Genomic DNA, 20,348 nt, shown 5'->3' on the forward strand with positions numbered 1-20,348 from the left:
CGCCGTATGACCGGTCACGGGGGACGGCGCAGTCAGGCGGAACGCGACGCGATCACCGTCGAGACCGGGTACGCGCTGTGCAGTGCTGCCTTCGCCGCGGCGGTGGTGTTCGGGGCCGTGGCCGGGCCCGCGCTGCTCTTCGACCTGCCGGGCACGGCCGAGCGCCTGCTGCTGCGCGCCGGCACGGTGCTCGCGCCGGTCCTCTTCGTCGCGCGGGCCGTCAGTGTCCTGCTCCGGTTCCGGACGGCGGATCAGCCCAGCCAGCCCGGCCGCACCAGCCCCGACTCGTAGGCGAGGACGACCAGTTGGGCGCGATCGCGGGCGCCGAGCTTCACCATCGTGCGACTGACGTGGGTCTTCGCGGTGAGCGGGCTGACGACCAGGCGGCGGGCGATCTCCTCGTTGGACAGGCCGATCCCGACCAGCGCCATCACCTCACGTTCCCGCTCGGTGAGCCGGGCCAGGGCGCCGGCCGCCGCCGGTTCCTTGGAGCGGGACGCGAACTCGGAGATCAGCCGCCGGGTCACGCCCGGGGACAGCAGGGCGTCGCCCGCGACCACCGCCCGGACGGCGCGCAGGAGTTCCTCCGGCTCGGTGTCCTTGACCAGGAAGCCGGAGGCGCCGGAGCGGATCGCCTCGAAGACGTACTCGTCGAGCTCGAAGGTGGTGAGCATCACGACCCTGACGTCCTCCAGGCCGGGGTCGCCGGTGACCTGCCGGGTCGCGGCGAGGCCGTCGAGGGCGGGCATGCGGATGTCCATCAAGGCGACATCCGGGCGCAGTTCGCGGATGCGGCGCACGGCCTCCTCGCCGTCGGCGGCCTCCCCGGCCACCTCGATGTCGGGCTGCGCGTCGAGCAGCGCCCGGAACCCCGCCCTCACCAGGGACTGGTCGTCGGCCAGCAGTACGCGGATCAACGGTCCTCCTGTGCCGGTCCGGGGGACGTGCCGGCGGTTGCCGTCAGCGGCAGCACGGCGAGCACCCGGAACCCTCCGTCCGGGCGGGGGCCCGCCTCGATGGTGCCACCCAGGGCCGCGGCCCGTTCCCGCATCCCGATGAGCCCGTTGCCGCTGCCGCCCGCGCGGTCCCCGGTCGCGGGCCCGTCGTCGTCCACGCACAGCCGCAGCACACCGGCCTCGGACGCGAGGTGCACGCGCGCGTGCCGCGACCCCGAGTGCCGGACGACGTTGGTCAGGGCCTCCTGGACGATCCGGAAGGCGGCGAGGTCGCTGCCGGGAGCGAGGCGCGGCGGCTCCCCCTCGACGTCCACCGTGAGACCCGCGCTCGCGGCCTGCTCCACCAGTTCGGGCAGCCGGTCGAGCCCGGGCGCGGGGGCGCGCGGCGCGTCCCCCGGGGCGCGCAGGGTGTCGAGCACCTGGCGCACCTCGCCGAGCGCCTCCTTGCTCTGGTCCTTGATCGTGGTGAGGGCCGTGCGGGCCTGCTCGGGGTCGGTGTCGAGGAGCATGAGGCCGACCCCGGCCTGGACGTTGATGACGGAGATGCTGTGGGCGAGGACGTCGTGCAGCTCCCGGGCGATCCGCAGCCGCTCCTCGTCGGCCCGCCGCCGCGCGGCCTCGGCCCGTTCGGCCCGCTCCCGGACCCACTGTTCGCGCCGGACACGGAACAGCTCCGACACCGCCGCGATCGCCACCACCCAGGTGGCGACCACGATCTCCTCGCCCCAGGAGGCGGCGGAGTCGCCGGACGGCGGCAGCCACCGGAAGAGCCAGTGCGCCACCAGGACGTGTCCGGCCCAGAGCATGCCCATCGCGGCCCACGCCGCCCGGCGGTGCCCGGCGACGATCGCGCTGAAGCAGGCGAGGGCGACGGTGAAGAGCACCGGCCCGTAGGGATACCCGGCTCCGAGATAGACCGTGACGGCGGCCGCCGTGCCGAACAGCACGGCCACCGGATACCGCTTCCGCCACAGCAGCAGCCCGCCGGCCACGAGCAGCAGCGCCCGCGCGAAGAGATCCAGCTCCGCCCGCTCGCCCTGCTGCCCGTGGGCGGCGAAGTTCGACCCGGCCAGGACGAACGCGGTCACCAGGACCGTGGACCGCCAGGGCCATCGCGGCTCGCGCCCCTCCCACCGGTCCCACCACGCGGGCCCGGTCCGCCACCACCGCGGCGGACCGCCCCGCGCACGCTGCTCGTCCATACCGGCCACGCTAGACGCCACGCTCACGCGGCCGCGTCACCCCGGCGTGGTGATCACGCGTACTCCATGGGAAGTACGCCCGTTCACCGGGCCGGCGGTCTACGGGGACGGGGGAACCAGCCCGACCCCCCGGGCGAGCTGCCCCGCCGCGTTCCGGAAGAACGTCTCCCGGTCCTCCACCACCCGGTTGAACTGGCCGAACAGCTCGAATCCGACCAGCCCGTACAGCTGGGCCCAGGCCGCGACGAGCGCGGTCACGACCTCCGGGGGGAGGTCCGGGGCGAGGTCGGCGGCCATGCGCTCGGCCTCCGGGCGGAGGTCGTCCGCCAGCGGGGGCCGGGCGAGCCCGGCGTTCCGGTGGGCGTCGCGGGCGATGCCGATGAGCAGGAGCCCGACACGGGCGGCGGCCGGGACGGTGGTGTCGGGGGCCGTGTAGCCGGGGACGGGTGAGCCGTAGATCAGCGCGTACTCGTGCGGATGGTCCAGTGCCCAGCCGCGCACCGCCTCGCAGACCGCGATCCAGCGCTCGAAGGGCCCGGCCGCCGGTTCGTGCGCCGCCTCGGCGCTCTCGCCGAGGGAGTCGTAGGCGTCGATGATGAGGGCGGTCAGCAGGTCGTCACGGCTGGGAAAGTAGCGGTACAGCGCCGAGGAGACCATGCCGAGCTCACGGGCCACGGCCCGCAGCGAGAGCCGGGCGGCACCCTCCGCCGCGAGCTGTCTGCGGGCCTCGTCCTTAATGGCCGCGGTGACTTCGATCCTGGCCCGGGCACGGGCGCCGTGTGCGGTGCTCATGCCGAGCAGTCTCCCATGAAAGAAGAGCAGTGCACACAAAAGAGAGCGGTGAACAAATTCGAGAGCGGTGCTCTTGCTTCGGTGTACGGCCTCGTGCAGACTGACACCAGAAGGAGCGAGAGCAGTGCTCACGGAAGAGAGCACCGCTTCGCCATCACCCGAGGGGACCCCCATGTCCACGCACGTCCAGAAGCCCGGCTGGTTCACCGTCAACGTCCTCAACCGCTGCGTGGCCTGGCTGACCCGACGCGGCGTCAGCGTCTGGGGCTCCCGCGTCCTCGCCGTCCGCGGCCGCAAGAGCGGCCAGTGGCGCACCACCCCGGTCAATCTGCTGACCCTGGACGGCAAGCAGTACCTGGTCGCACCCCGCGGCCATGTGCAGTGGACGCACAACATGCGCGCCGCGGGCGGCGGCGAACTGCACCTCGGCAAGCACGTGGACACCTTCACCGCGACCGAGGTCGCCGACGACGACAAGACCCCGATCCTGCGCGCCTACCTCAAGCGCTGGAAGGCGGAGGTCGGGGTCTTCTTCAACGGAGTCGGCCCCGACTCCCCGGACGGCGAGCTGCGCCGCATCGCCCCGGACCACCCCGTCTTCGAGATCACTCGGACGAGCTGACCTCCGCGCCCGCGGCGGGACGGCGGTCCAGCGCGGCCAGGACACGCTGGGCGATCGGATACGTGCGGACGATCTCGCCCAGCGACGTCGAGCCCTGCGTGATCTCCTTGAACGCCCGCCACGCGGGGCGCAGACCCGTCAACGCCGCGTGAAACAGCCCCGGACGGCGCTCGAACGCCGTGAGCAGCCGCTTGCCGACGCTCATCTCCACCCCGAGCCCGGCCTTGACCGCGAACGCGTAGTTGAGGGCCTGCCGGCGTGTGTCCACGGCGTCGTGCGCCTCCGCGATCCGCACCGCCCACTCCCCCGCCAGCCGGCCGGACCGCAGCGCGAAGGAGATGCCCTCGCGCGTCCATGGCTCCAGGAGCCCGGCAGCGTCCCCGCACACCAGCACCCGTCCGCGGGAGAGCGGCGAGTCGTCGGCACGGCAGCGGGTCAAGTGCCCCGAGGAGATGCTCGGTTCGAATCCGGCGAGGCCGAGCCGGCCGATGAACTCCTCCAAGTACCGCTTGGTGGCGGCGCCTTCACCGCGGGCCGAGATCACCCCGACGGTCAGCGTGTCGCCCTTGGGGAAGACCCAGCCGTAACTGCCCGGAATGGGGCCCCAGTCGATGAGCACCCGGCCCTTCCAGTCCTCGGCGACGGTCTCCGGCACCGGGATCTCCGCCTCCAGGCCGAGATCCACCTGGGCGAGCTTGACGCCGACATGCGCCCCTATGCGGCTGGCGCTGCCGTCCGCCCCGACGACGGCCCGGGCGAGCACGACCTCGCCGCCTTGCAGGACCACGGCGACCGTGCGCCGGTCCGGCACCGTCGAGCCGTGCTGCTCGACCCGCTGGACCGTGACACCCGTACGCAGCTCGGCGCCCGCCTTCTGCGCGTGCTCGACGAGTTGCTGGTCGAACTCGGGGCGGTTGATCAGCCCGAAGAGCATCTGCCGGGAGCGGCGCGTGCGCGTGAAGCGGCCGTTGTTCGAGAAGGTCACCGCGTGCACCCGGTCCCTGAACGGCAGCTCGAAGCCGGGCGGCAGGGCGTCGCGCGAGGGGCCGATGATGCCGCCGCCGCACGTCTTGTACCGCGGCAGTTCGGCCTTCTCCAGCAACAGCACGCGTCTGCCGGCCACTGCCGCCGCGTACGCGGCCGAAGCGCCCGCGGGTCCCGCGCCCACCACGACGACGTCCCACACCTGCCGCACGTCGTCCGCCGAAGAGTTCTCGCTGCTCACGATGGTCTACTGCTCCCGATCAAGCCGCCTGCCGCTGTCTCCCGCATCCTACGGCGGCGGTCACCGCAGGCCGCTGTGGGAGGATCGGCAGCGTGAGTGGCCCTTACACGGGGACGCGTCCACACCACACGATCACCGCGTACCGACAGAGGTACGCATCCGTACAACGTCGCACCCACGAGGAGCGTGCCCATGTCGTCGAATCCGGTCGCCGAGACCGTCGCCTCACTGATGCCCAGGGCGAAGGAGGAGCTCACCGAACTGGTGGCCTTCCAGTCGGTGGCGGACTTCGACCAGTTCCCCCGGAGTGAGAGCGAGGGCGCCGCCCGCTGGGTCGCGGACGCGCTCGCCGCCGAGGGTTTCCAGGACGTGGCCCTGCTCGACACCCCCGACGGCACACAGTCGGTCTACGGCTTCCTGCCCGGCCCGCAGGGCGCGAAGACCGTCCTGCTCTACGCCCACTACGACGTGCAGCCGCCGCTGGACGAGGCCGCCTGGACGACCCCGCCGTTCGAGCTGACCGAGCGCGACGGCCGCTGGTACGGGCGCGGGGCCGCCGACTGCAAGGGCGGCCTCATCATGCATCTGCTGGCGCTGCGCGCGCTCAAGGCGAACGGCGGCGTGCCCGTCCATGTGAAGGTGATCGCCGAGGGCTCCGAGGAGATGGGCACGGGCGGTCTGGAGCGGTACGCCGAGGAGCACCCCGAACTGCTGGCGGCCGACACGATCGTGATCGGCGACGCGGGCAACTTCCGGGTGGGTCTGCCGACCGTCACCTCCACCCTGCGCGGCATGACCCTGCTGCGGGTCCAGGTCGACACGCTCGCGGGCAACCTCCACTCGGGCCAGTTCGGCGGTGCCGCTCCCGACGCGCTCGCCGCGCTGATCCGCATGCTGGACTCGCTGCGTGCCGAGGACGGCTCGACGACCGTCGAGGGGCTCTCCGGTGAGGCGGGCTGGGAAGGGCTCCAGTACGAGGAGGAGCAGTTCCGCCGGGACGCCAAGGTGCTGGACGGCGTCGAGCTGATCGGCTCCGGGACGGTCGCCGACCGTATCTGGGCGCGGCCGGCCGTCACGGTCATCGGCATCGACTGCCCGCCGGTGGTCGGGGCCACCCCGTCCGTGCAGGCGAGCGCCCGTGCGCTGATCAGCCTGCGGGTGCCGCCGGGGGTGGACGCGGGCGCGGCGACCAAGCTGCTCCAGGCGCACCTGGAGGCGCACACGCCGTGGGGTGCCCGGGTGAGCATGGAGCAGATAGGCCAGGGCCAGCCGTTCCGCGCCGACACCACCAGCCCGGCCTACCAGGCCATGGCGGCCGCGATGGCGGTCGCCTACCCGGGGCAGGAGATGCAGTACGCGGGGCAGGGCGGCTCGATCCCGCTGTGCAACACGCTGGCCGCGCTCTATCCGCGTGCGGAGATCCTGCTCATCGGGCTGAGTGAGCCGGAGGCCCAGATCCACGCGGTGAACGAGAGCGTGTCGCCCGAGGAGCTGGAGCGGCTGTCGGTGGCGGAGGCGCTGTTCCTGCGCACCTACGCGGCGAGCTGACCGCGCTGCCCGCGGCAGAAGGCCCTCGTCCCCGGACGGGGGCCTTCCCTACGGCCGTCCCATGGACGCCCCCCCGCCTGCACCTGCTGCGCTTCCCGGCCGGCCAGGCCCACCTGTGGCGCGACGGCGGCGAACTGCCCCTGGCCGCTGCCGGAGACGAGGCGCGGCTCGGGCCGCTCCGCCGCGCAACGGCCCTGCGGCACCCAGCCCTTTTTGCTCTGGCCTCGGAATCCCCGTGCCGGGTAAAGGGCGCGCGCGGCGGGCCCGTTGTCAGCCGACCGGCACCCCGGCCTCCAGATAGAGCGCCGCTCCGCGCTCGCGTGCCCGCAGGGCCCAGCGCAGCCGCTGGTAGCGCACCGGGGGCAGCAGGCCGGCTGCCTCCTCCTCGGTGACGAACCGCCAGGCGCGCAGCTCCGGGCCGGGCAGCAGCACCTTGCCCGCCTCGGCGGAGTGCAGCAGTCCGCCGTCGAAGAGGAGCCGTAGGCCGCCGAATCCGGGGGGTGCGGGGCGCTCCCAGTCGACGACGAGCAGGCTCGGCACCTCGTCGAGGCTGATGCCGGTCTCCTCGGCGACCTCGCGGATACCGGCGCGGGCGGGCGCCTCACCGGGTTCGACGACTCCGCCGGGGAACTCCCAGCCGGCCTTGTACGTGGGGTCGACGAGCAGCACCCGGTCCTGCTCGTCGAAGAGGAGCACTCCGGCGGCGACGGTCTCGGCGGTGGGTTCGGGCGTCTGCACGATGTCGCAGACGGGCACGGCACCGCCGGTGACGGCCTCGGCGATCCTGACGGCCGTCTCGTACGGCGTGAGGTCGCTGGTGTCGACGGGATGGGCGTCGGCGGTGAGCCAGGAGGCGAGCGCGGCCCGGTAGGGCTCGATGTGGTCGAAGGACCACTGGCGTATTCGCATGTCGCCGTCGGGAAGGTCGCGCGGGACCTCACGGCCGGCTATGCGCTCCCGCAGTATCGTTTCGGCCGGTGCGAGCAGGATGTGGTTGACCGGGATCCTGCGCGCGGCCAGGCCGCCGAAGATCTCGTCGCGGTACTCCTGGCGCAGCAGGGTCATGGGGACGACGAGGGTCCCGCCGAGCTCGGCGAGCATCGCGGCCGCCGTGTCGATCACGAGCCGTCGCCAGATCGGCAGGTCCTGGAAGTCGCCGACCTCGGCGAGGCGTTTCGGTGGCAGCAGGTGGGCGAGCGTGCCGCCGATGACCTCCGGGTCGAAGAGCGTGCTGTTGGGGATCAGTTCGATCAGTTCCCGTGCGGTGGTGGTCTTCCCCGCACCGAACGCGCCGTTGATCCAGACGACGGTCACAGGTCCCCCTCTTCTGTTGGCCCCCTGAGGCTTGCCCGCTCCACCCTGCCACGGAAACCAGCCGCAGTTGAGGGCGCATGACGACGGCGCCGGCGCCCCCCTCACGCGGGAGCGCCGGCGCCGTGGCCGCGGGGCCGTGCGGCTCCTCAGCCCTTCTTCTTCGCCTGGGCGCCGTCCTCCCGGTCCAGGGACAGGCTGTCCTTGGCGACGGTGTCGTCGATGGACTTGAGGGTCTCGTCGACACTCAGGGTGCCGAGGCCGTCCCCGAGGGCGTGGGACGGGGTGACCGCCGCGACGACGAAGCCGGTGGCGAGGGAGGCGATGGCGAGCATGCTGCGCTTCTTCATGCCCGACTCAACTGCCGGACCCGCCCCGGGGTCACGCGGCCGCGTACGACCGGGGGAAACCGGCGCTACGCGGAGTCGCCGTCCGGGTCGGCCGTCCACGCCCCGGGGCCACCGCCGCGCCACTCGATCAGCCCCGTGGCCGCCACATACGCCTCGTCCGCGTCCTCGATCCCGGCGCGCCGCAGGAACTCGGCGATGTCGAGGGGCCCGTAGGCGATACCGAGGAACTGGTCGTCCACACGGACCCGCCGTCCGCCGTCCGCGGAGGGCGGGTAGACCACGACGGGTTTCACGGACGCCATGGCACCAGGGTGCGCGGCGACGGCGCCGGCCGCGCGCCGGGATGGGCCGTTCAGCCCGTCTTCCGTCGGCCGGAACTCCTGGAGCCCCTCCAGACGGCGACGCCGAGGCCGTGAGGCCGGTCCCGGAGCGCGCCGGGCGCTGTCCCGGAGCACGCCGGGCCGCTCGCCTCACGGCCGTATGGGCCTCCCTCAGGCGCCCACGTAGGCCGCCAGGTGCTCGCCGGTCAGGGTGGAGCGGGCCTCGACGAGATCGGCCGGGGTGCCCTCGAAGACGATACGGCCGCCGTCGTGACCCGCGCCGGGGCCGAGGTCGATGATCCAGTCGGCGTGGGCCATGACCGCCTGGTGGTGCTCGATCACGATGACGGACTTGCCGGAGTCGACGAGCCGGTCGAGCAGGCCGAGCAGCTGTTCCACGTCCGCCAGGTGCAGTCCGGTGGTCGGCTCGTCGAGGACGTAGACGCCGCCCTTGTCGCCCATGTGCGTGGCCAGTTTGAGGCGCTGCCTCTCGCCGCCGGACAGCGTGGTGAGCGGCTGTCCGAGGGTGAGGTAGCCGAGTCCGACGTCCGCGAGCCGCGAGAGGATCTTGTGCGCCGCCGGGGTGCGGGCCTCGCCGCTGCCGAAGAACTCCTCGGCCTCGGCCACCGGCATCGCCAGCACCTCGCTGATGTCGCGGCCGCCGAGGCGGTACTCCAGCACCGACGCCTCGAACCGCCTGCCCTCGCACTCCTCGCAGGGGGTGGCCACGCTCTGCATGATCGCCAGATCGGTGTAGATGACTCCGGCGCCGTTGCACGTGGGGCAGGCGCCCTCGGAGTTGGCGCTGAACAGTGCCGGCTTGACCCCGTTGGCCTTGGCGAAGGCCTTGCGGATCGGGTCGGCCAGACCGGTGTAGGTCGCCGGGTTGCTGCGCCGGGAGCCGCGGATCGGGGTCTGGTCGATCGCGACCACGCCCTCCTCGGCGGGGATCGAGCCGTGCACCAGCGAGCTCTTGCCGGAACCCGCGACGCCGGTGATGACGGTGAGAACGCCGAGCGGGATGTCGACGTCGACGCCCTGGAGGTTGTTCGCCGAGGCGCCCCGGATCTCCAGCGCACCGGTGGGCTCGCGGACCGTCGCCTTGATCTTGGCGCGGTCGTCGAGGTGCCGGCCGGTGACGGTGCCGCTGCCCCGCAGCCCCTCCAGGGTGCCCTCGAAGCAGACGGTGCCGCCCGCCGTGCCTGCGCCGGGGCCGAGGTCCACGACGTGGTCCGCGATGGCGATCGTCTCGGGCTTGTGTTCCACGACCAGCACGGTGTTGCCCTTGTCGCGCAGGCGCAGCAGCAGGTTGTTCATCCGCTGGATGTCATGGGGGTGGAGGCCGATGGACGGCTCGTCGAAGACGTAGGTGACGTCCGTGAGCGAGGAGCCGAGGTGGCGGATCATCTTGGTGCGCTGGGCCTCGCCGCCGGAGAGCGTGCCCGACGCCCGGTCGAGGGAGAGGTAGCCGAGGCCGATCTCCACGAACGAGTCGAGGGTGTGCCGGAGCTTGGTGAGCAGCGGCGCCACCGACGGCTCGTCGAGTCCCCGGACCCACTCCGCCAGGTCCCGGATCTCCATCGCGCAGGCGTCGGCGATGTTCATCTCGCCGATCTTCGAGGAGCGGGCGAGCTCGCTGAGCCGGGTGCCGTCGCAGTCGGGGCACCGGGTGAAGGTGACCGCCCGGTCCACGAAGGCCCGGATGTGCGGCTGCATCGACTCGCGGTCCTTGGAGAGGAAGCTCTTCTGGAGCTTCGGGATCAGCCCCTCGTAGGTGAGGTTGACCCCGTTGATCTTCACCTTGACCGGCTCGCGGTACAGGAAGTCGTGCCGCTCCTTCTTGGTGTACTCCCGGATCGGCTTCTCCTTGTCGAAGAAGCCCGACTCGGCGATGACCCGCACCACCCAGCCGTCCCCGGTGTAGGTGGGGATGGTGAACGGGTCCTCGGACAGCGACTTGGAGTCGTCGTAGAGCTGGGTGAGGTCGATGTCGGAGACCGTGCCCCGGCCCTCGCAGTGCGTGCACATGCCGCCGGTGCGGCTGAAGGACACCTTCTCGGTCCTGGTCTTGTCGGCACCGCGGTCCACGGTGAACCCGCCGCTCGCCGAGACCGAGGCCGTGTTGAAGGAGAAGGCGCCGGGCGGGCCGATGTGGGGCGTGCCGAGCCGGCTGAAGAGGATCCGCAGCATCGCGTTGGCGTCGGTCGCGGTGCCGACGGTGGAGCGGGGGTCGGATCCCATGCGCTGCTGGTCGACGGCGATCGCGGTGGTCAGCCCGTCCAGCACGTCGACCTCGGGCCGGGCCAGGTTCGGCATGAACCCTTGCAGGAAGGCGCTGTAGGTCTCGTTGATCAGCCGCTGCGACTCGGCCGCGATCGTGTCGAACACCAGCGAGCTCTTGCCCGAGCCGGAGACGCCGGTGAACACCGTGAGCCGGCGCTTGGGGATCTCGATGCTGACGTCCCTGAGGTTGTTCTCGCGCGCGCCGTGCACGCGGATCACGTCATGGCTGTCGGCGACGTGCGGCCCGGGCGACTGGCTGTCCGTCGTCGTGGCCTTGCTCATGATGTCTCCATCTGTCGGGCGGGGCTGCCGCGCTCGGACGATCTCGTTCCCCCGCGCCGCTCCCGGGGGACGGCGCGGGGGAAGGTGCGGTGCGAAGGCTGTTACGACGCCTTGAGCTGCTGGATGCGGACCATGTTGCCCGCGGGGTCGCGGAAGGCGCAGTCGCGGACGCCGTAGGGCTGGTCCACCGGCTCCTGGACCACCTCGGCGTCGCCCGCCTGCACCCGCTCGAAGGTACCGTCGACGTCGCTCGTCGCCAGGACGATGCTGGCGTAGGTGCCCTTGGCCATCATCTCGGCGATGGTGCGGCGCTCGTCCTCGGTGATGCCGGGGTCGGCGGCCGGCGGGTGCAGCACGATGTTCGTGCCGGGCTGGCCGACGGGGCCGACGGTGATCCAGCGCATGCCCTCGTATCCGACGTCGTTTCTGACTTCGAAGCCGAGGGTGTCGCGGTAGAACGCCAGGGCGGCGTCCGGGTCGTCGTGCGGGAGGAAGCTGGCGTGAATCGAGAGGTCCATGGCCCTCACGCTAGTTTCGGCTCGCGGCGGGCGCTTCTCGATTCCTGACCGGTCTGGTGACCTGCTTCGACACGCACGACGGAATGCCGGCCGTCGCGCGCGCCGCCTCCCGCCGGTAGGCGCTCGGCGGCATGCCCACCAGCTCGGTGAAGCGGGTGCTGAAGGTGCCTAGCGACGCGCAGCCGACCTCGAAGCACACCTCGGTGACACTGAGGTCGCCCCGGCGCAGCAGCGCCATCGCGCGCTCGATGCGCCGCGTCATGAGGTAGCTGTACGGAGACTCGCCGTACGCCTGCCGGAACGCGCGGCTGAGGTGCCCGGCCGACATGTGCACGCCCCGGGCGAGCGCCTCGACGTCCAGAGGCTTCGCGTACTCCCGGTCGATCCGGTCCTTGACGCGGCGCAGCCGGGCGAGGTCACGCAGGTGCTGTGCCGAGGCGGGTCTGCTGCTCACAAGCGCGATCGTGCCACACCGCACGCACATGCGGTCGATTTCCGGCGATACGGACCGGACCAGTCCGTATCGCTCGGGGGCCACCGCCACGTCGGTCCCGGCACCGGCCCGCGTCACGCCGCCGGCTGAACGTTCCTGCCGGATCGGCCGGGCCCCGGCTCACACCCCGGCCGCCGCCGCGTCCGTCCGGTTCGCCAGCGCTGCCGCCGCCGCGCCCACCAGCCCGGCGTCGGTGCCCATCTGGGCCGGCGCCACGGTCAGGTGCCGGACGAAGGACAGCGTCGCGTAGGTGCTCAGGGCCTTGCGCAGGGGGGCGAACAGCACGTCGCCCGCCTTGCCCACTCCCCCGCCGACCACCGCGACGTCGATCTCCACGAGGGTCGCGGTGGCGGCGATCCCGGCGGCCAGGGCCTGGGCGGCCCGCTCGAAGGAGGCGACGGCCACCGGGTCGCCGGACCGGGCGGCGGCGGCCACCGCGGCGGCGGAGGTGTCGCCGTCGGGGCCGGGCAGCCAGCCGTTCTCCAGCGCGCGCCGGGCGATGTTGGGGCCGCTCGCGATGCGCTCCACGCAGCCGTGCGAACCGCACGGGCACAGATCGCCGTCGAGGTCCACGCTGATGTGACCGATGTGGCCCGCGTTGCCGGTGGGCCCGGGGTGCAGGCGGCCGCCGAGCACCAGACCGCCGCCGACGCCGGTCGAGACGACCATGCACAGCGCGTTGTCATGGCCGCGGGCGGCGCCCTGCCAGTGCTCGGCCGCCGTGATCGCCACGCCGTCCCCGATCAGCTCGACGGGCAGGTTCCCGGCGGCGGCCCGGACCCGGGCGACCAGCGGGTAGTCGCGCCAGCCGGGCACGTTGACCGGGCTCACCGTGCCCGCCGAGGCGTCCACGGGCCCGGCACTGCCGATCCCCACGGCCGCGGCACGACCCCACAGCGGCGACGCGGTGAGCTCGCCGAGCACCTCCTCCACGGCCCGCATCACGGTGTCGCCGTCCTCCCGGGCGGGCGTCGGCCGCTGGGCGCGGACGAGGATCCGGCCGTGGCCGTCCACCAGGGCGCCGGCGATCTTGGTGCCGCCGATGTCGAGCGCGGCCACGAGGTCGGTGTGCATCAGAGTCGGATCTCCCCGTCGGGCATGCATGAGAAAAACGCCGAGAAAGCCATCAAGCAGGGCAAGCAGCGCACCGGTCCCGTGGCGATGCGCGGGTCCGGAGATTGCGGTGGACAGTCTCCCCCGAGCCTGACAACGTTGTCCAGGCTCTATGCTCGACGCCACATCCTCATACAAACCCAGGATCGACGCACCCCGTGGACGACAGGACAGGACACCGCACCGTGCCCCAGAGCCCCCTCCGATCGGCAGCGCGCTACGGCACCCGGCCGACCATGAAGGACGTAGCGGCACGCGCCGGAGTCGGCCTCAAGACGGTCTCCCGTGTCGTGAACGGGGAGCCGGGGGTCACCCCGGAGACGGAGCGGCGGGTCCAGGAGGCGATCGACGCCCTCGGCTTCCGCCGCAACGACAGCGCGCGGGTGCTGCGCAAGGGCCGCACGGCGAGCATCGGCCTGGTCCTGGAGGACCTCGCCGACCCGTTCTACGGCCCCCTGAGCCGGTCGGTCGAGGAGGTGGCCCGCGCACACGGCGCCCTGCTGATCAACGGCTCCAGCGCGGAGGACCCCGAGCGCGAGCAGGAACTGGTGCTGGCCCTGTGCGCGCGGCGGGTGGACGGGCTGGTGGTGATCCCGGCCGGGGACGACCACCGGTACCTGGAGCCCGAGCTCAAGGCGGGTGTCGCCACGGTGTTCGTGGACCGGCCGGCCGGGCACATCGACGCCGACGTGGTCCTGTCGGACAACTTCGGCGGCGCCCGCGACGGCGTCGCCCACCTCATCGCCCACGGGCACCGCCGGATCGGCTTCATCGGCGACATGCCCCGCATCCACACCGCCGCCGAGCGGCTGCGCGGTTACCGGGCGGCGATGGAGGACGCGGGCATACCGGTGGCGGGCTCCTGGATGTCTCTCGGCGTCACCGGCCCCGAGCGGGTGCGCAGGGCCGCCGAGGAGATGCTGGCCGGCCCGGACCCGGTCACGGCGATCTTCGCGGGCAACAACCGCGTGACGGTCACCGTGATCCGGGTGCTCGCCGAGCAGGCCCGCCGTGTCGCCCTGGTCGGCTTCGACGACATCGAGCTCGCCGATCTGCTCCAGCCGGGCGTCACGGTCGTCGCCCAGGACGCCTCGGACATCGGCCGCACCGCGGCGGAACGTCTCTTCCGGCAGCTGGACGGCACCCTGGTCACCCCCGAGCGCATCGAGCTGCCGACCCGCCTGATCACCCGCGGCTCGGGCGAGATCCCGCCGGCGGACTGAGCGGCCCATGGACGACGGCACCGATCTCACGCTGGAGGCACTCGGCCTGGCCGAGGCGCCGCGTGAGCACCCCCTGCTGTATCCGGGCGCCTGGCCCGCGGATTCGGGGCTTCTCGACGGGGACCGCTTCCTGCCGCCGGAGCGGCTGGTGTACGAGGACCGCACGCCGGTCATCGCCATCGGGTCCAACGGCTGCCCGGGGCAGTTGCGGCACAAGATGACGGAGTGCGGGATCAGGTCACCGTTGCCGATGGTGAAGGCACGGGTGACGGGCATCGACGCGGGTGTCTCCGCGCACGTGAGCCGCATGGGATACGTGTCGGCGTCGCCGGTCGGCGCCCCGGGGACCGTGCGGGAGTTGTTCGTCCTGTGGCTCGACGCCGGGCAGCTCGCGGTGATCGACGCGAGCGAGGGCGTGCCGCTGCCGGGCGGCAACTTCGACCGGGCGTGGCTGCCGTCGCCCGACGTCCGGATCGACCTCGCGGACGGCAGCCGCCTGCCCGGGGCGTACGCCTACGTCAACCGGCACGGCGTCCTCCACGACGGCAGCGGCACTCCGCGCACGCACCCGGGTGAGCGGGAGCTGCTGACCGAGCTCCTCGTCGGATTGCCGCGCCTGCGGGAGCTGTTCGGTGTCGTGCCCGAGGAGTTCTGCGCACGGGCGCGCGGAGACCGGCGGCTGTGCGAGCGGGGCACCCGGCTGTTCATCGAGGAGAAGCTGGTGACGGCCTCCGGTCTGGAGCGGTACGTGGCCGCCTCGGCGCGGGCTCAGCAGAGCGGGAGCCCGGGGACCGGCGCGTCGTTGTCGCCGCCCTTGATGTAGACGTCGTTGACCCAGACGTCCGTGTTGCCGCTGTCGTCGTCGGTCTTCGCCCACCAGATGTTGGTCCACTGGCCGGAGGTCTCGCGGCGGCCCAGGTTCCGCTGGCAGTAGAAGTAGTTGGTGCCCGCGTTGAGGATGCCGGTCTTGGTTCCGGAGGCGGTGTAGGAGTCTGCGGTCTTCCAGACCTGGCAGTTGTACTTGCCGCCGCCGATGGGGTGGCAGACCGGGGCCGGGGTGGTCGAGCCGCCGCCGGAGGTGCCGCCGTCCGACGTGCCTGCACCGGCGCCGCCGGTCGACTTCCCGGGGGCCGGGGTGGTCGCCCGGCCGGTGGGCTCGGGGTCCTTCTTGTCGGCCGGCTTCTCGGTGGGAGCTGAGCCCTTGCCGTCGCCCTGTCGCGTGCCCCTCGGGGCGTCGGAGCCGTCGTCCTGACCACCGGGCTCGGAGGACCCGGCCTCCGGGCGGGCCGCGTCGGTCCGCGCGCCGGTCTCCTTGCCTCCGGAGTCGCCGAGCAGGGCGACCGTGGTCCCGGCGGCGAGGACGACGGCGACGGCCGCGGCGGCCAGCAGGACGCGCGCCTTGCGGCGGGAGGCGGTGCGGTCGGGGTTCATCGCAGTGGTCGGTGCGGAGGCGACGGGGGTGGTGCTGCCGGGGCCGACCGGGCCTGAGCCCTGAGGGCCGGTGCCCGGGCTCTGCTCGCCGGGGCCCGTGCCCTGCGGCCCGGCCGTGCCCTGCTGCGGAGGCCCGAAGCCCGGCGGTACCGACGGGAGGCTGCGTTCCGTCTCCGCGCGCGAGGGCGTCGACGCCGGGCCCCGCAGGGTGGATGTCGGCGTGTCGGTGCCGCCCGTGTCCGCGACCGCCTGGAGCAGTGCGCGGGCCTGGTCGGCCTCCGGGCGGGACTCGGGGCGCTTGTCCATCAGCCGCTGGAGGACGGGCCCGAGGGGGCCTGCGCGGCGGGGCTCAGGCAGCGGCTCGGAGACGATCGCGGTGAGCGTGGAGAACGTGGACGTGCGGCGGAAGGGCGAGGAGCCCTCGACGGCCGCGTACAGCGTGGCGCCCAGGGCCCAGATGTCGGAGGCGGGGCCCGGGTCGGCGCCCTGGGCGCGCTCGGGGGCCAGGTAGTCGAGCGAGCCGACGAGTTCGCCGCTGCGCGTGAGGTGCGTGGCCGAGCCGTCCCCCGGATCGTCCATCGTGGCGATGCCGAAGTCGGTGAGGACGACCCGGCCCGACCGGTCGAGCAGGATGTTGCCGGGCTTGACGTCCCGGTGCAGGACGCCCGCGCGGTGGGCGGCCGCCAGCGCGTCCATGACCTTGGCGCCGATCCCGGCCGCCTCACCGGGGTCCAGCGTGCCGCGCTCGCGCAGGACGTCGTCCAGGGACGGCCCGTCGACCAGTTCCATGACGATGAGCGGGCGGCCGTCGACCTGGGCGATGTCGTGGACGGCGATCACACCGGGGTGGCGTACGCGGGCCGCGGCGCGGGCCTCGCGCTGCATCCGCAGTTGCAGAGCGGCCAGTTCGGGACCGGCCGCGTCGGTGTAGGTGCGCAGTTCCTTGACGGCGACCTCACGGCCGAGGACTTCGTCCATGGCCTTCCAGACGATGCCCATGCCACCGCGCCCCAGTGCGGCCGTGACGCGGTAGCGGCCCGCCAGCAGCCGTCCGGCCCCGTCCGTGTGCCCGTACTCCCCCGTCGACACCGCTGCCCCGTTCCTGTGACCCCACCGGATGCACCGGCGGACGGATCCGTCGGTGCGTGGCGTACAGACTAAGGGTGCTGAGGTGACGGCGGCAGCCGCCGCAAACGGCTGTGACAGGGCCGGTACGTGCCGGCGCGTCCGGCGTGCGGAGGCCGTCAGGCGGAGGCCGTGAGGTCCCCGCGCCGGGGCGCCGCGAAGCTCTCCAGGTCCGCCCGGGTCAGGCCGGCCAGGCGGGCGACCTCCCCGCTGTCCAGGGCGCCGCAGTCCAGGCCGCGCAGCAGGTAGCCGCTGAGGGCCTTGGCGGTGGCGGGTTCGTCCATCACGTCGCCGGCGGTGCGGTTGGCGTAGCGGGACAGGCGGGCGGCGGCCTGCTCGAAGCCCTCGCGGTAGAAGGCGAAGACGGCCGCGTAGCGGGTGGGGATGTGGCCGGGGTGCATGTCCCAGCCCTGGTAGTAGGCGCGGGCCAGGGCGCGTCGGGTGAGGCCGTAGTGCAGACGCCAGGCGTCGTGGACCTTCGCGGTCGGGCCGACCGGGAGGACGTTGGTCGAGCCGTCCGAGACGCGGACGCCCGTCCCGGCCGCCGCCACCTGCATGACGGCCTTGGCGTGGTCGGCCGCGGGGTGGTCGCTTGCCTGGTGCGCGGCGGAGACGCCGAGGCAGGCGCTGTAGTCGAAGGTGCCGTAGTGCAGTCCGGTCGCGCGGCCGTCGGCGGCCTGGATCATGCGGGCGACGGTGGCGGTGCCGTCGGCGGCGAGGATGGACTGGCTGGTCTCGATCTGGATCTCGAAGCCGATCCGGCCGGGCTCGAGTCCGTGCGCCTTCTCGAAGGCGTCCAGGAGCCGTGCCATGGCGGTGACCTGCTCGGCGTAGGTCACCTTCGGCAGGGTGAGAACCAGTCCGCCCGGCAGGCCGCCGGCCTCCATCAGGCCGGTGAGGAAGATATCGAGGGTGCGGATGCCCCGGGCGCGTACGGGCGCTTCCATGCACTTCATGCGGATGCCCATGTAGGGGGCGGCGGTGCCGTCCTCATAGGCCTCGGCGATGATGCGGGCGGCGCGGGCGGCGGCCTCGTCCTCCTCGGCGTCGGGGCGGTTGCCGTAGCCGTCCTCGAAGTCGACGCGCAGGTCCTCGATCGGCTCGCGCTCCAGCTTGGCGCGCACGCGCGCGTGGACGGGGTCGGCGAGTTCCTCGGAGAGGCCGAGGACGGCGGCGAAGGCCGCGGCGTCCGGGGCGTGCTCGTCGAGGGCCGCGAGGGCCTGGTCGCCCCAGGAGCGGACGGTGTCGGCGGCGAAGACGTCGCCGGGCACGTAGACGGTGTGGACGGGCTGGCGGGTGCCGGGGTCCCCGGGGTAGCGGCGCTCCAGCTCCGCGTCGACCGGCGCGAGGGAGGCGCTGATCTCCTCGCTGACCGCGCCCGCGAGGCTCGTCGCCACCTTCTCCTGCTGGCCCTGACCCATTCCTACACCCTCCCATTTTCCGCTGTACGGAATCAACAATCCGTAGAGCGAAGTTATCGGCCGACCTTCGGCCTGGTCAACACTGTCGTGCGGTGGGGTTCCCCATCCTTCACCCCCGGTCACCGACGACCCGCCCTCATCTTCCGTATTCAGAAGGCAAGCTTCATCCTGACGTGCAAGGGGAGGGAGATCACGTGCCGAACGAGGTCGGAGTGACGCGTCGCCACGGGCTCAAGGCGGCGGCCGCCGCCGCCATCGCGGGACCGCTGCTCACCACGGCGGGCCCCACACAGCCCGCTTCCGCCGGCGAGCACCCGGGCGCCCTGGACGTCATGACGTTCAACGTCCGCTTCGGAACCGTCGTCGACAGCACACCGCGCTGGGAGGTACGCCGACCGGTGATGCGAGAACTGCTGCGCCGCGAGCGACCGCACGTCATCGGCACCCAGGAAGGGCTCTACCGGCAAGTGCGCGCGATCGAGAAGGATCTCGGCGAGCACTACGACTGGATCGGCACGGGACGCGGGGGCGGCAGCAAGGACGAGTTCATGGCGGTCTTCTACGACACGCGCAGACTCGAGCCGATCGAGTTCGATCACTTCTGGCTGTCCGACACCCCGTACACGATCGCCTCGAACACCTGGGGCGCGGACTGGCTGCGCATGGTGACGTGGGTCCGTTTCCTCGATCTGGCCGATGGCGGACGGGAGTTCTACGTCCTCAACACCCACCTGGACAGCGTCAGCCAGTACGCCCGGGAACGCTCGGCGGGGCTCATCGGCGAGACGATCGCCGGGTGGGACCGGTCGTCACCGGTCATCGTCACCGGCGACTTCAACGCGGCCGCCCACGACAACCGGGTGTACGACCTCATGCTGGACATCGGGCTGGTGGACGCCTGGGACGCGGCGGCCTCGCGGGGTCCGGCGTACGGGACGCACCACGGCTACCGGGCGCCCAGGCCCGGCGGGCGGCGCATCGACTGGATCCTCACCACCCCCGGGGTCACCACGCACCGGGCCGGGATGAACACCTTCAGCAGGGGCGGGACGTTTCCGAGCGACCATCTGCCGGTACAGGCCTCGATGACCCTGGGATGAGAAGAGCCCCCGCGACCGTTCGCACGATCACGGGGGCCTTCCACAGCCTTCGGGGCGATCAGCCCTTGCGGGTCTTGATCTCCTCGGTGAGGGCCGGGACGACGTCGAAGAGGTCGCCGACGACGCCGTAGTCGACGAGGTCGAAGATCGGGGCCTCGGCGTCCTTGTTGACCGCCACGATCGTCTTCGAGGTCTGCATGCCCGCGCGGTGCTGGATCGCGCCGGAGATGCCGTTGGCGATGTACAGCTGCGGCGAGACCGACTTGCCGGTCTGGCCGACCTGGTTGGTGTGCGGGTACCAGCCGGCGTCCACCGCGGCACGCGAGGCACCGACGGCCGCGCCGAGCGAGTCGGCGAGCGCCTCGATGATCGCGAAGTTCTCCGCGCCGTTGACGCCACGGCCACCGGAGACCACGATCGCGGCCTCGGTCAGCTCCGGACGGCCCGTCGACTCACGCGGCGTACGGCCGGTGACCTTGGTGCCGGTGGCCTGCGCGGAGAAGGACACGTCCAGGGCCTCGACGCTGCCGGCGGCCGGGGCGGCCTCCACGGCGGCGCTGTTGGGCTTGACCGTGATGACCGGGGTGCCCTTGGAGACACGGGACTTGGTGGTGAAGGACGCGGCGAACACCGACTGGGTGGCCACCGGGCCCTCGTCGCCGGCCTCGAGGTCGACGGCGTCGGTGATGATGCCGGAGCCCAGACGCAGCGCCAGACGGGCGGCGATCTCCTTGCCCTCGGCGGAGGACGGAACCAGCACCGCGGCCGGGGAAACGGCCTCGACGGCGGCCTGGAGGGCGTCGACCTTCGGCACGACCAGGTAGTCGGCGTACTCGGCGGCCTCGTGGGTGAGGACCTTGACCGCGCCGTGCTCGGCGAGGGCGGCGGCGGTGTCACCGGCGCCGTTGCCCAGCGCGACGGCGACCGGCTCGCCGATACGGCGGGCGAGCGTCAGCAGCTCCAGGGTGGGCTTGCGGACGGCGCCGTCCACGTGGTCGACGTAGACGAGAACTTCAGCCATGGGACTTCTTCT

At 72.7% G+C, this 20,348-nt stretch carries 20 protein-coding genes; 6 read left to right on the plus strand and 14 right to left on the minus strand.

From position 1 onward, the window contains the following. Positions 1 to 6: 6 nt before the first annotated feature. Positions 7 to 291: a DUF6332 family protein gene (locus IGS69_RS03045; RefSeq protein WP_190896711.1), complete on the plus strand. Its 285-nt coding sequence runs from the start codon at positions 7 to 9 to the stop codon at positions 289 to 291. Here the strand turns inward: IGS69_RS03045 and IGS69_RS03050 are convergent. The 3 genes from IGS69_RS03050 to IGS69_RS03060 all read right to left on the minus strand — a co-directional run bounded on the left by IGS69_RS03050 (position 252) and on the right by IGS69_RS03060 (position 2,950). Next, entirely contained in the window at positions 252 to 917 is a 666-nt protein-coding gene (locus IGS69_RS03050; RefSeq protein ID WP_190896713.1) for a response regulator, read from the minus strand. The genes IGS69_RS03045 and IGS69_RS03050 overlap by 40 nt on opposite strands. Next, positions 914 to 2,158, minus strand: a complete 1,245-nt coding sequence (locus IGS69_RS03055) for a sensor histidine kinase (protein ID WP_190896715.1) — start codon at positions 2,156 to 2,158, stop codon at positions 914 to 916. The genes IGS69_RS03050 and IGS69_RS03055 overlap by 4 nt, the downstream gene beginning before the upstream one ends. Before the next feature lie 99 nt (positions 2,159 to 2,257). Beyond that, complete coding sequence (locus IGS69_RS03060; RefSeq protein WP_190896717.1) at positions 2,258 to 2,950, minus strand: TetR/AcrR family transcriptional regulator; 693 nt, start codon at positions 2,948 to 2,950, stop codon at positions 2,258 to 2,260. Between the two features lie 172 nt (positions 2,951 to 3,122). On the opposite strand from IGS69_RS03060, the gene IGS69_RS03065 reads away from it, so the two are divergent. Next, positions 3,123 to 3,572, plus strand: coding sequence for a nitroreductase family deazaflavin-dependent oxidoreductase (locus tag IGS69_RS03065; protein ID WP_190896719.1), 450 nt, complete (start codon positions 3,123 to 3,125; stop codon positions 3,570 to 3,572). On the opposite strand, the gene IGS69_RS03070 is transcribed toward IGS69_RS03065, so the two are convergent. Next, positions 3,556 to 4,797, minus strand: a complete 1,242-nt coding sequence (locus IGS69_RS03070; RefSeq protein ID WP_190896721.1) for a geranylgeranyl reductase family protein — start codon at positions 4,795 to 4,797, stop codon at positions 3,556 to 3,558. The two genes, IGS69_RS03065 and IGS69_RS03070, sit on opposite strands and share 17 nt — an antisense overlap. A 192-nt stretch (positions 4,798 to 4,989) precedes the next feature. Here IGS69_RS03070 and IGS69_RS03075 point away from each other — a divergent pair, with 192 nt between their 5' ends. Then, a complete protein-coding gene (locus IGS69_RS03075) occupies positions 4,990 to 6,345 on the plus strand; it encodes a dipeptidase (protein ID WP_190896723.1) in 1,356 nt (451 codons plus the stop codon). Between the two features lie 270 nt (positions 6,346 to 6,615). Here IGS69_RS03075 and IGS69_RS03080 read toward each other — a convergent pair whose 3' ends face one another. The 7 genes from IGS69_RS03080 to IGS69_RS03110 all read right to left on the minus strand — a co-directional run bounded on the left by IGS69_RS03080 (position 6,616) and on the right by IGS69_RS03110 (position 12,976). Then, on the minus strand, positions 6,616 to 7,659 hold the full coding sequence (locus IGS69_RS03080; protein WP_190896725.1) for an NUDIX hydrolase: 1,044 nt from the start codon (positions 7,657 to 7,659) through the stop codon (positions 6,616 to 6,618). A 146-nt stretch (positions 7,660 to 7,805) separates the two neighbouring features. After that, the gene (locus IGS69_RS03085; protein WP_031106779.1) at positions 7,806 to 8,006 is read right to left on the minus strand and encodes a hypothetical protein; all 201 of its coding nucleotides are present in this window, start codon (positions 8,004 to 8,006) and stop codon (positions 7,806 to 7,808) included. 65 nt (positions 8,007 to 8,071) lie between these two features. After that, the gene (locus IGS69_RS03090) at positions 8,072 to 8,308 is read right to left on the minus strand and encodes a hypothetical protein (RefSeq protein WP_190896726.1); all 237 of its coding nucleotides are present in this window, start codon (positions 8,306 to 8,308) and stop codon (positions 8,072 to 8,074) included. Between the two features lie 189 nt (positions 8,309 to 8,497). Beyond that, positions 8,498 to 10,891 (minus strand): ATP-binding cassette domain-containing protein, encoded by a 2,394-nt coding sequence (locus IGS69_RS03095; protein ID WP_190896728.1) that lies wholly within the window; start codon positions 10,889 to 10,891, stop codon positions 8,498 to 8,500. Between the two features lie 101 nt (positions 10,892 to 10,992). Then, on the minus strand, positions 10,993 to 11,409 hold the full coding sequence (locus IGS69_RS03100; protein ID WP_190896730.1) for a VOC family protein: 417 nt from the start codon (positions 11,407 to 11,409) through the stop codon (positions 10,993 to 10,995). A gap of 10 nt (positions 11,410 to 11,419) precedes the next feature. After that, complete coding sequence (locus IGS69_RS03105) at positions 11,420 to 11,893, minus strand: helix-turn-helix transcriptional regulator (protein ID WP_190904360.1); 474 nt, start codon at positions 11,891 to 11,893, stop codon at positions 11,420 to 11,422. A gap of 129 nt (positions 11,894 to 12,022) precedes the next feature. Then, the gene (locus IGS69_RS03110) at positions 12,023 to 12,976 is read right to left on the minus strand and encodes an ROK family protein (RefSeq protein WP_190896732.1); all 954 of its coding nucleotides are present in this window, start codon (positions 12,974 to 12,976) and stop codon (positions 12,023 to 12,025) included. A 197-nt stretch (positions 12,977 to 13,173) separates the two neighbouring features. Here IGS69_RS03110 and IGS69_RS03115 point away from each other — a divergent pair, with 197 nt between their 5' ends. Then, the gene (locus IGS69_RS03115; RefSeq protein ID WP_190896734.1) at positions 13,174 to 14,238 is read left to right on the plus strand and encodes a LacI family DNA-binding transcriptional regulator; all 1,065 of its coding nucleotides are present in this window, start codon (positions 13,174 to 13,176) and stop codon (positions 14,236 to 14,238) included. Between the two features lie 7 nt (positions 14,239 to 14,245). After that, on the plus strand, positions 14,246 to 15,061 hold the full coding sequence (locus IGS69_RS03120) for a hypothetical protein (protein WP_190896736.1): 816 nt from the start codon (positions 14,246 to 14,248) through the stop codon (positions 15,059 to 15,061). On the opposite strand, the gene IGS69_RS03125 is transcribed toward IGS69_RS03120, so the two are convergent. Both IGS69_RS03125 and IGS69_RS03130 read right to left on the minus strand, forming a co-directional pair. Beyond that, on the minus strand, positions 15,007 to 16,758 hold the full coding sequence (locus IGS69_RS03125) for a serine/threonine-protein kinase (protein ID WP_190896738.1): 1,752 nt from the start codon (positions 16,756 to 16,758) through the stop codon (positions 15,007 to 15,009). The two genes, IGS69_RS03120 and IGS69_RS03125, sit on opposite strands and share 55 nt — an antisense overlap. 155 nt (positions 16,759 to 16,913) lie before the next feature. Then, positions 16,914 to 18,215 carry a DUF6986 family protein gene (locus tag IGS69_RS03130; RefSeq protein ID WP_190896739.1) on the minus strand — a complete coding sequence of 434 codons (1,302 nt, stop codon included), beginning with the start codon at positions 18,213 to 18,215 and terminating at the stop codon, positions 16,914 to 16,916. Between the two features lie 194 nt (positions 18,216 to 18,409). On the opposite strand from IGS69_RS03130, the gene IGS69_RS03135 reads away from it, so the two are divergent. Beyond that, positions 18,410 to 19,315 carry an endonuclease/exonuclease/phosphatase family protein gene (locus tag IGS69_RS03135; protein WP_190896741.1) on the plus strand — a complete coding sequence of 302 codons (906 nt, stop codon included), beginning with the start codon at positions 18,410 to 18,412 and terminating at the stop codon, positions 19,313 to 19,315. A gap of 58 nt (positions 19,316 to 19,373) precedes the next feature. Here IGS69_RS03135 and IGS69_RS03140 read toward each other — a convergent pair whose 3' ends face one another. Beyond that, on the minus strand, positions 19,374 to 20,336 hold the full coding sequence (locus IGS69_RS03140; RefSeq protein WP_190896743.1) for an electron transfer flavoprotein subunit alpha/FixB family protein: 963 nt from the start codon (positions 20,334 to 20,336) through the stop codon (positions 19,374 to 19,376). Positions 20,337 to 20,348 lie beyond the last annotated feature (12 nt).

Source organism: Streptomyces tuirus (assembly GCF_014701095.1).
Lineage (GTDB): Bacteria > Actinomycetota > Actinomycetes > Streptomycetales > Streptomycetaceae > Streptomyces > Streptomyces tuirus.

Coding starts and splice junctions, on each gene's coding strand:
- IGS69_RS03065 (WP_190896719.1), top strand. CDS start 3,123: ATGTCCACGCACGTCCAGAAGCCCGGCTGGTTCACCGTCAACGTCCTC.
- IGS69_RS03130 (WP_190896739.1), bottom strand. CDS start 18,215: ATGGGTCAGGGCCAGCAGGAGAAGGTGGCGACGAGCCTCGCGGGCGCG.
- IGS69_RS03140 (WP_190896743.1), bottom strand. CDS start 20,336: ATGGCTGAAGTTCTCGTCTACGTCGACCACGTGGACGGCGCCGTCCGC.
- IGS69_RS03105 (WP_190904360.1), bottom strand. CDS start 11,893: ATGTGCGTGCGGTGTGGCACGATCGCGCTTGTGAGCAGCAGACCCGCC.
- IGS69_RS03055 (WP_190896715.1), bottom strand. CDS start 2,158: ATGGACGAGCAGCGTGCGCGGGGCGGTCCGCCGCGGTGGTGGCGGACC.
- IGS69_RS03110 (WP_190896732.1), bottom strand. CDS start 12,976: ATGCACACCGACCTCGTGGCCGCGCTCGACATCGGCGGCACCAAGATC.
- IGS69_RS03045 (WP_190896711.1), top strand. CDS start 7: ATGACCGGTCACGGGGGACGGCGCAGTCAGGCGGAACGCGACGCGATC.
- IGS69_RS03100 (WP_190896730.1), bottom strand. CDS start 11,409: ATGGACCTCTCGATTCACGCCAGCTTCCTCCCGCACGACGACCCGGAC.
- IGS69_RS03085 (WP_031106779.1), bottom strand. CDS start 8,006: ATGAAGAAGCGCAGCATGCTCGCCATCGCCTCCCTCGCCACCGGCTTC.
- IGS69_RS03095 (WP_190896728.1), bottom strand. CDS start 10,891: ATGAGCAAGGCCACGACGACGGACAGCCAGTCGCCCGGGCCGCACGTC.
- IGS69_RS03120 (WP_190896736.1), top strand. CDS start 14,246: ATGGACGACGGCACCGATCTCACGCTGGAGGCACTCGGCCTGGCCGAG.
- IGS69_RS03060 (WP_190896717.1), bottom strand. CDS start 2,950: ATGAGCACCGCACACGGCGCCCGTGCCCGGGCCAGGATCGAAGTCACC.
- IGS69_RS03075 (WP_190896723.1), top strand. CDS start 4,990: ATGTCGTCGAATCCGGTCGCCGAGACCGTCGCCTCACTGATGCCCAGG.
- IGS69_RS03090 (WP_190896726.1), bottom strand. CDS start 8,308: ATGGCGTCCGTGAAACCCGTCGTGGTCTACCCGCCCTCCGCGGACGGC.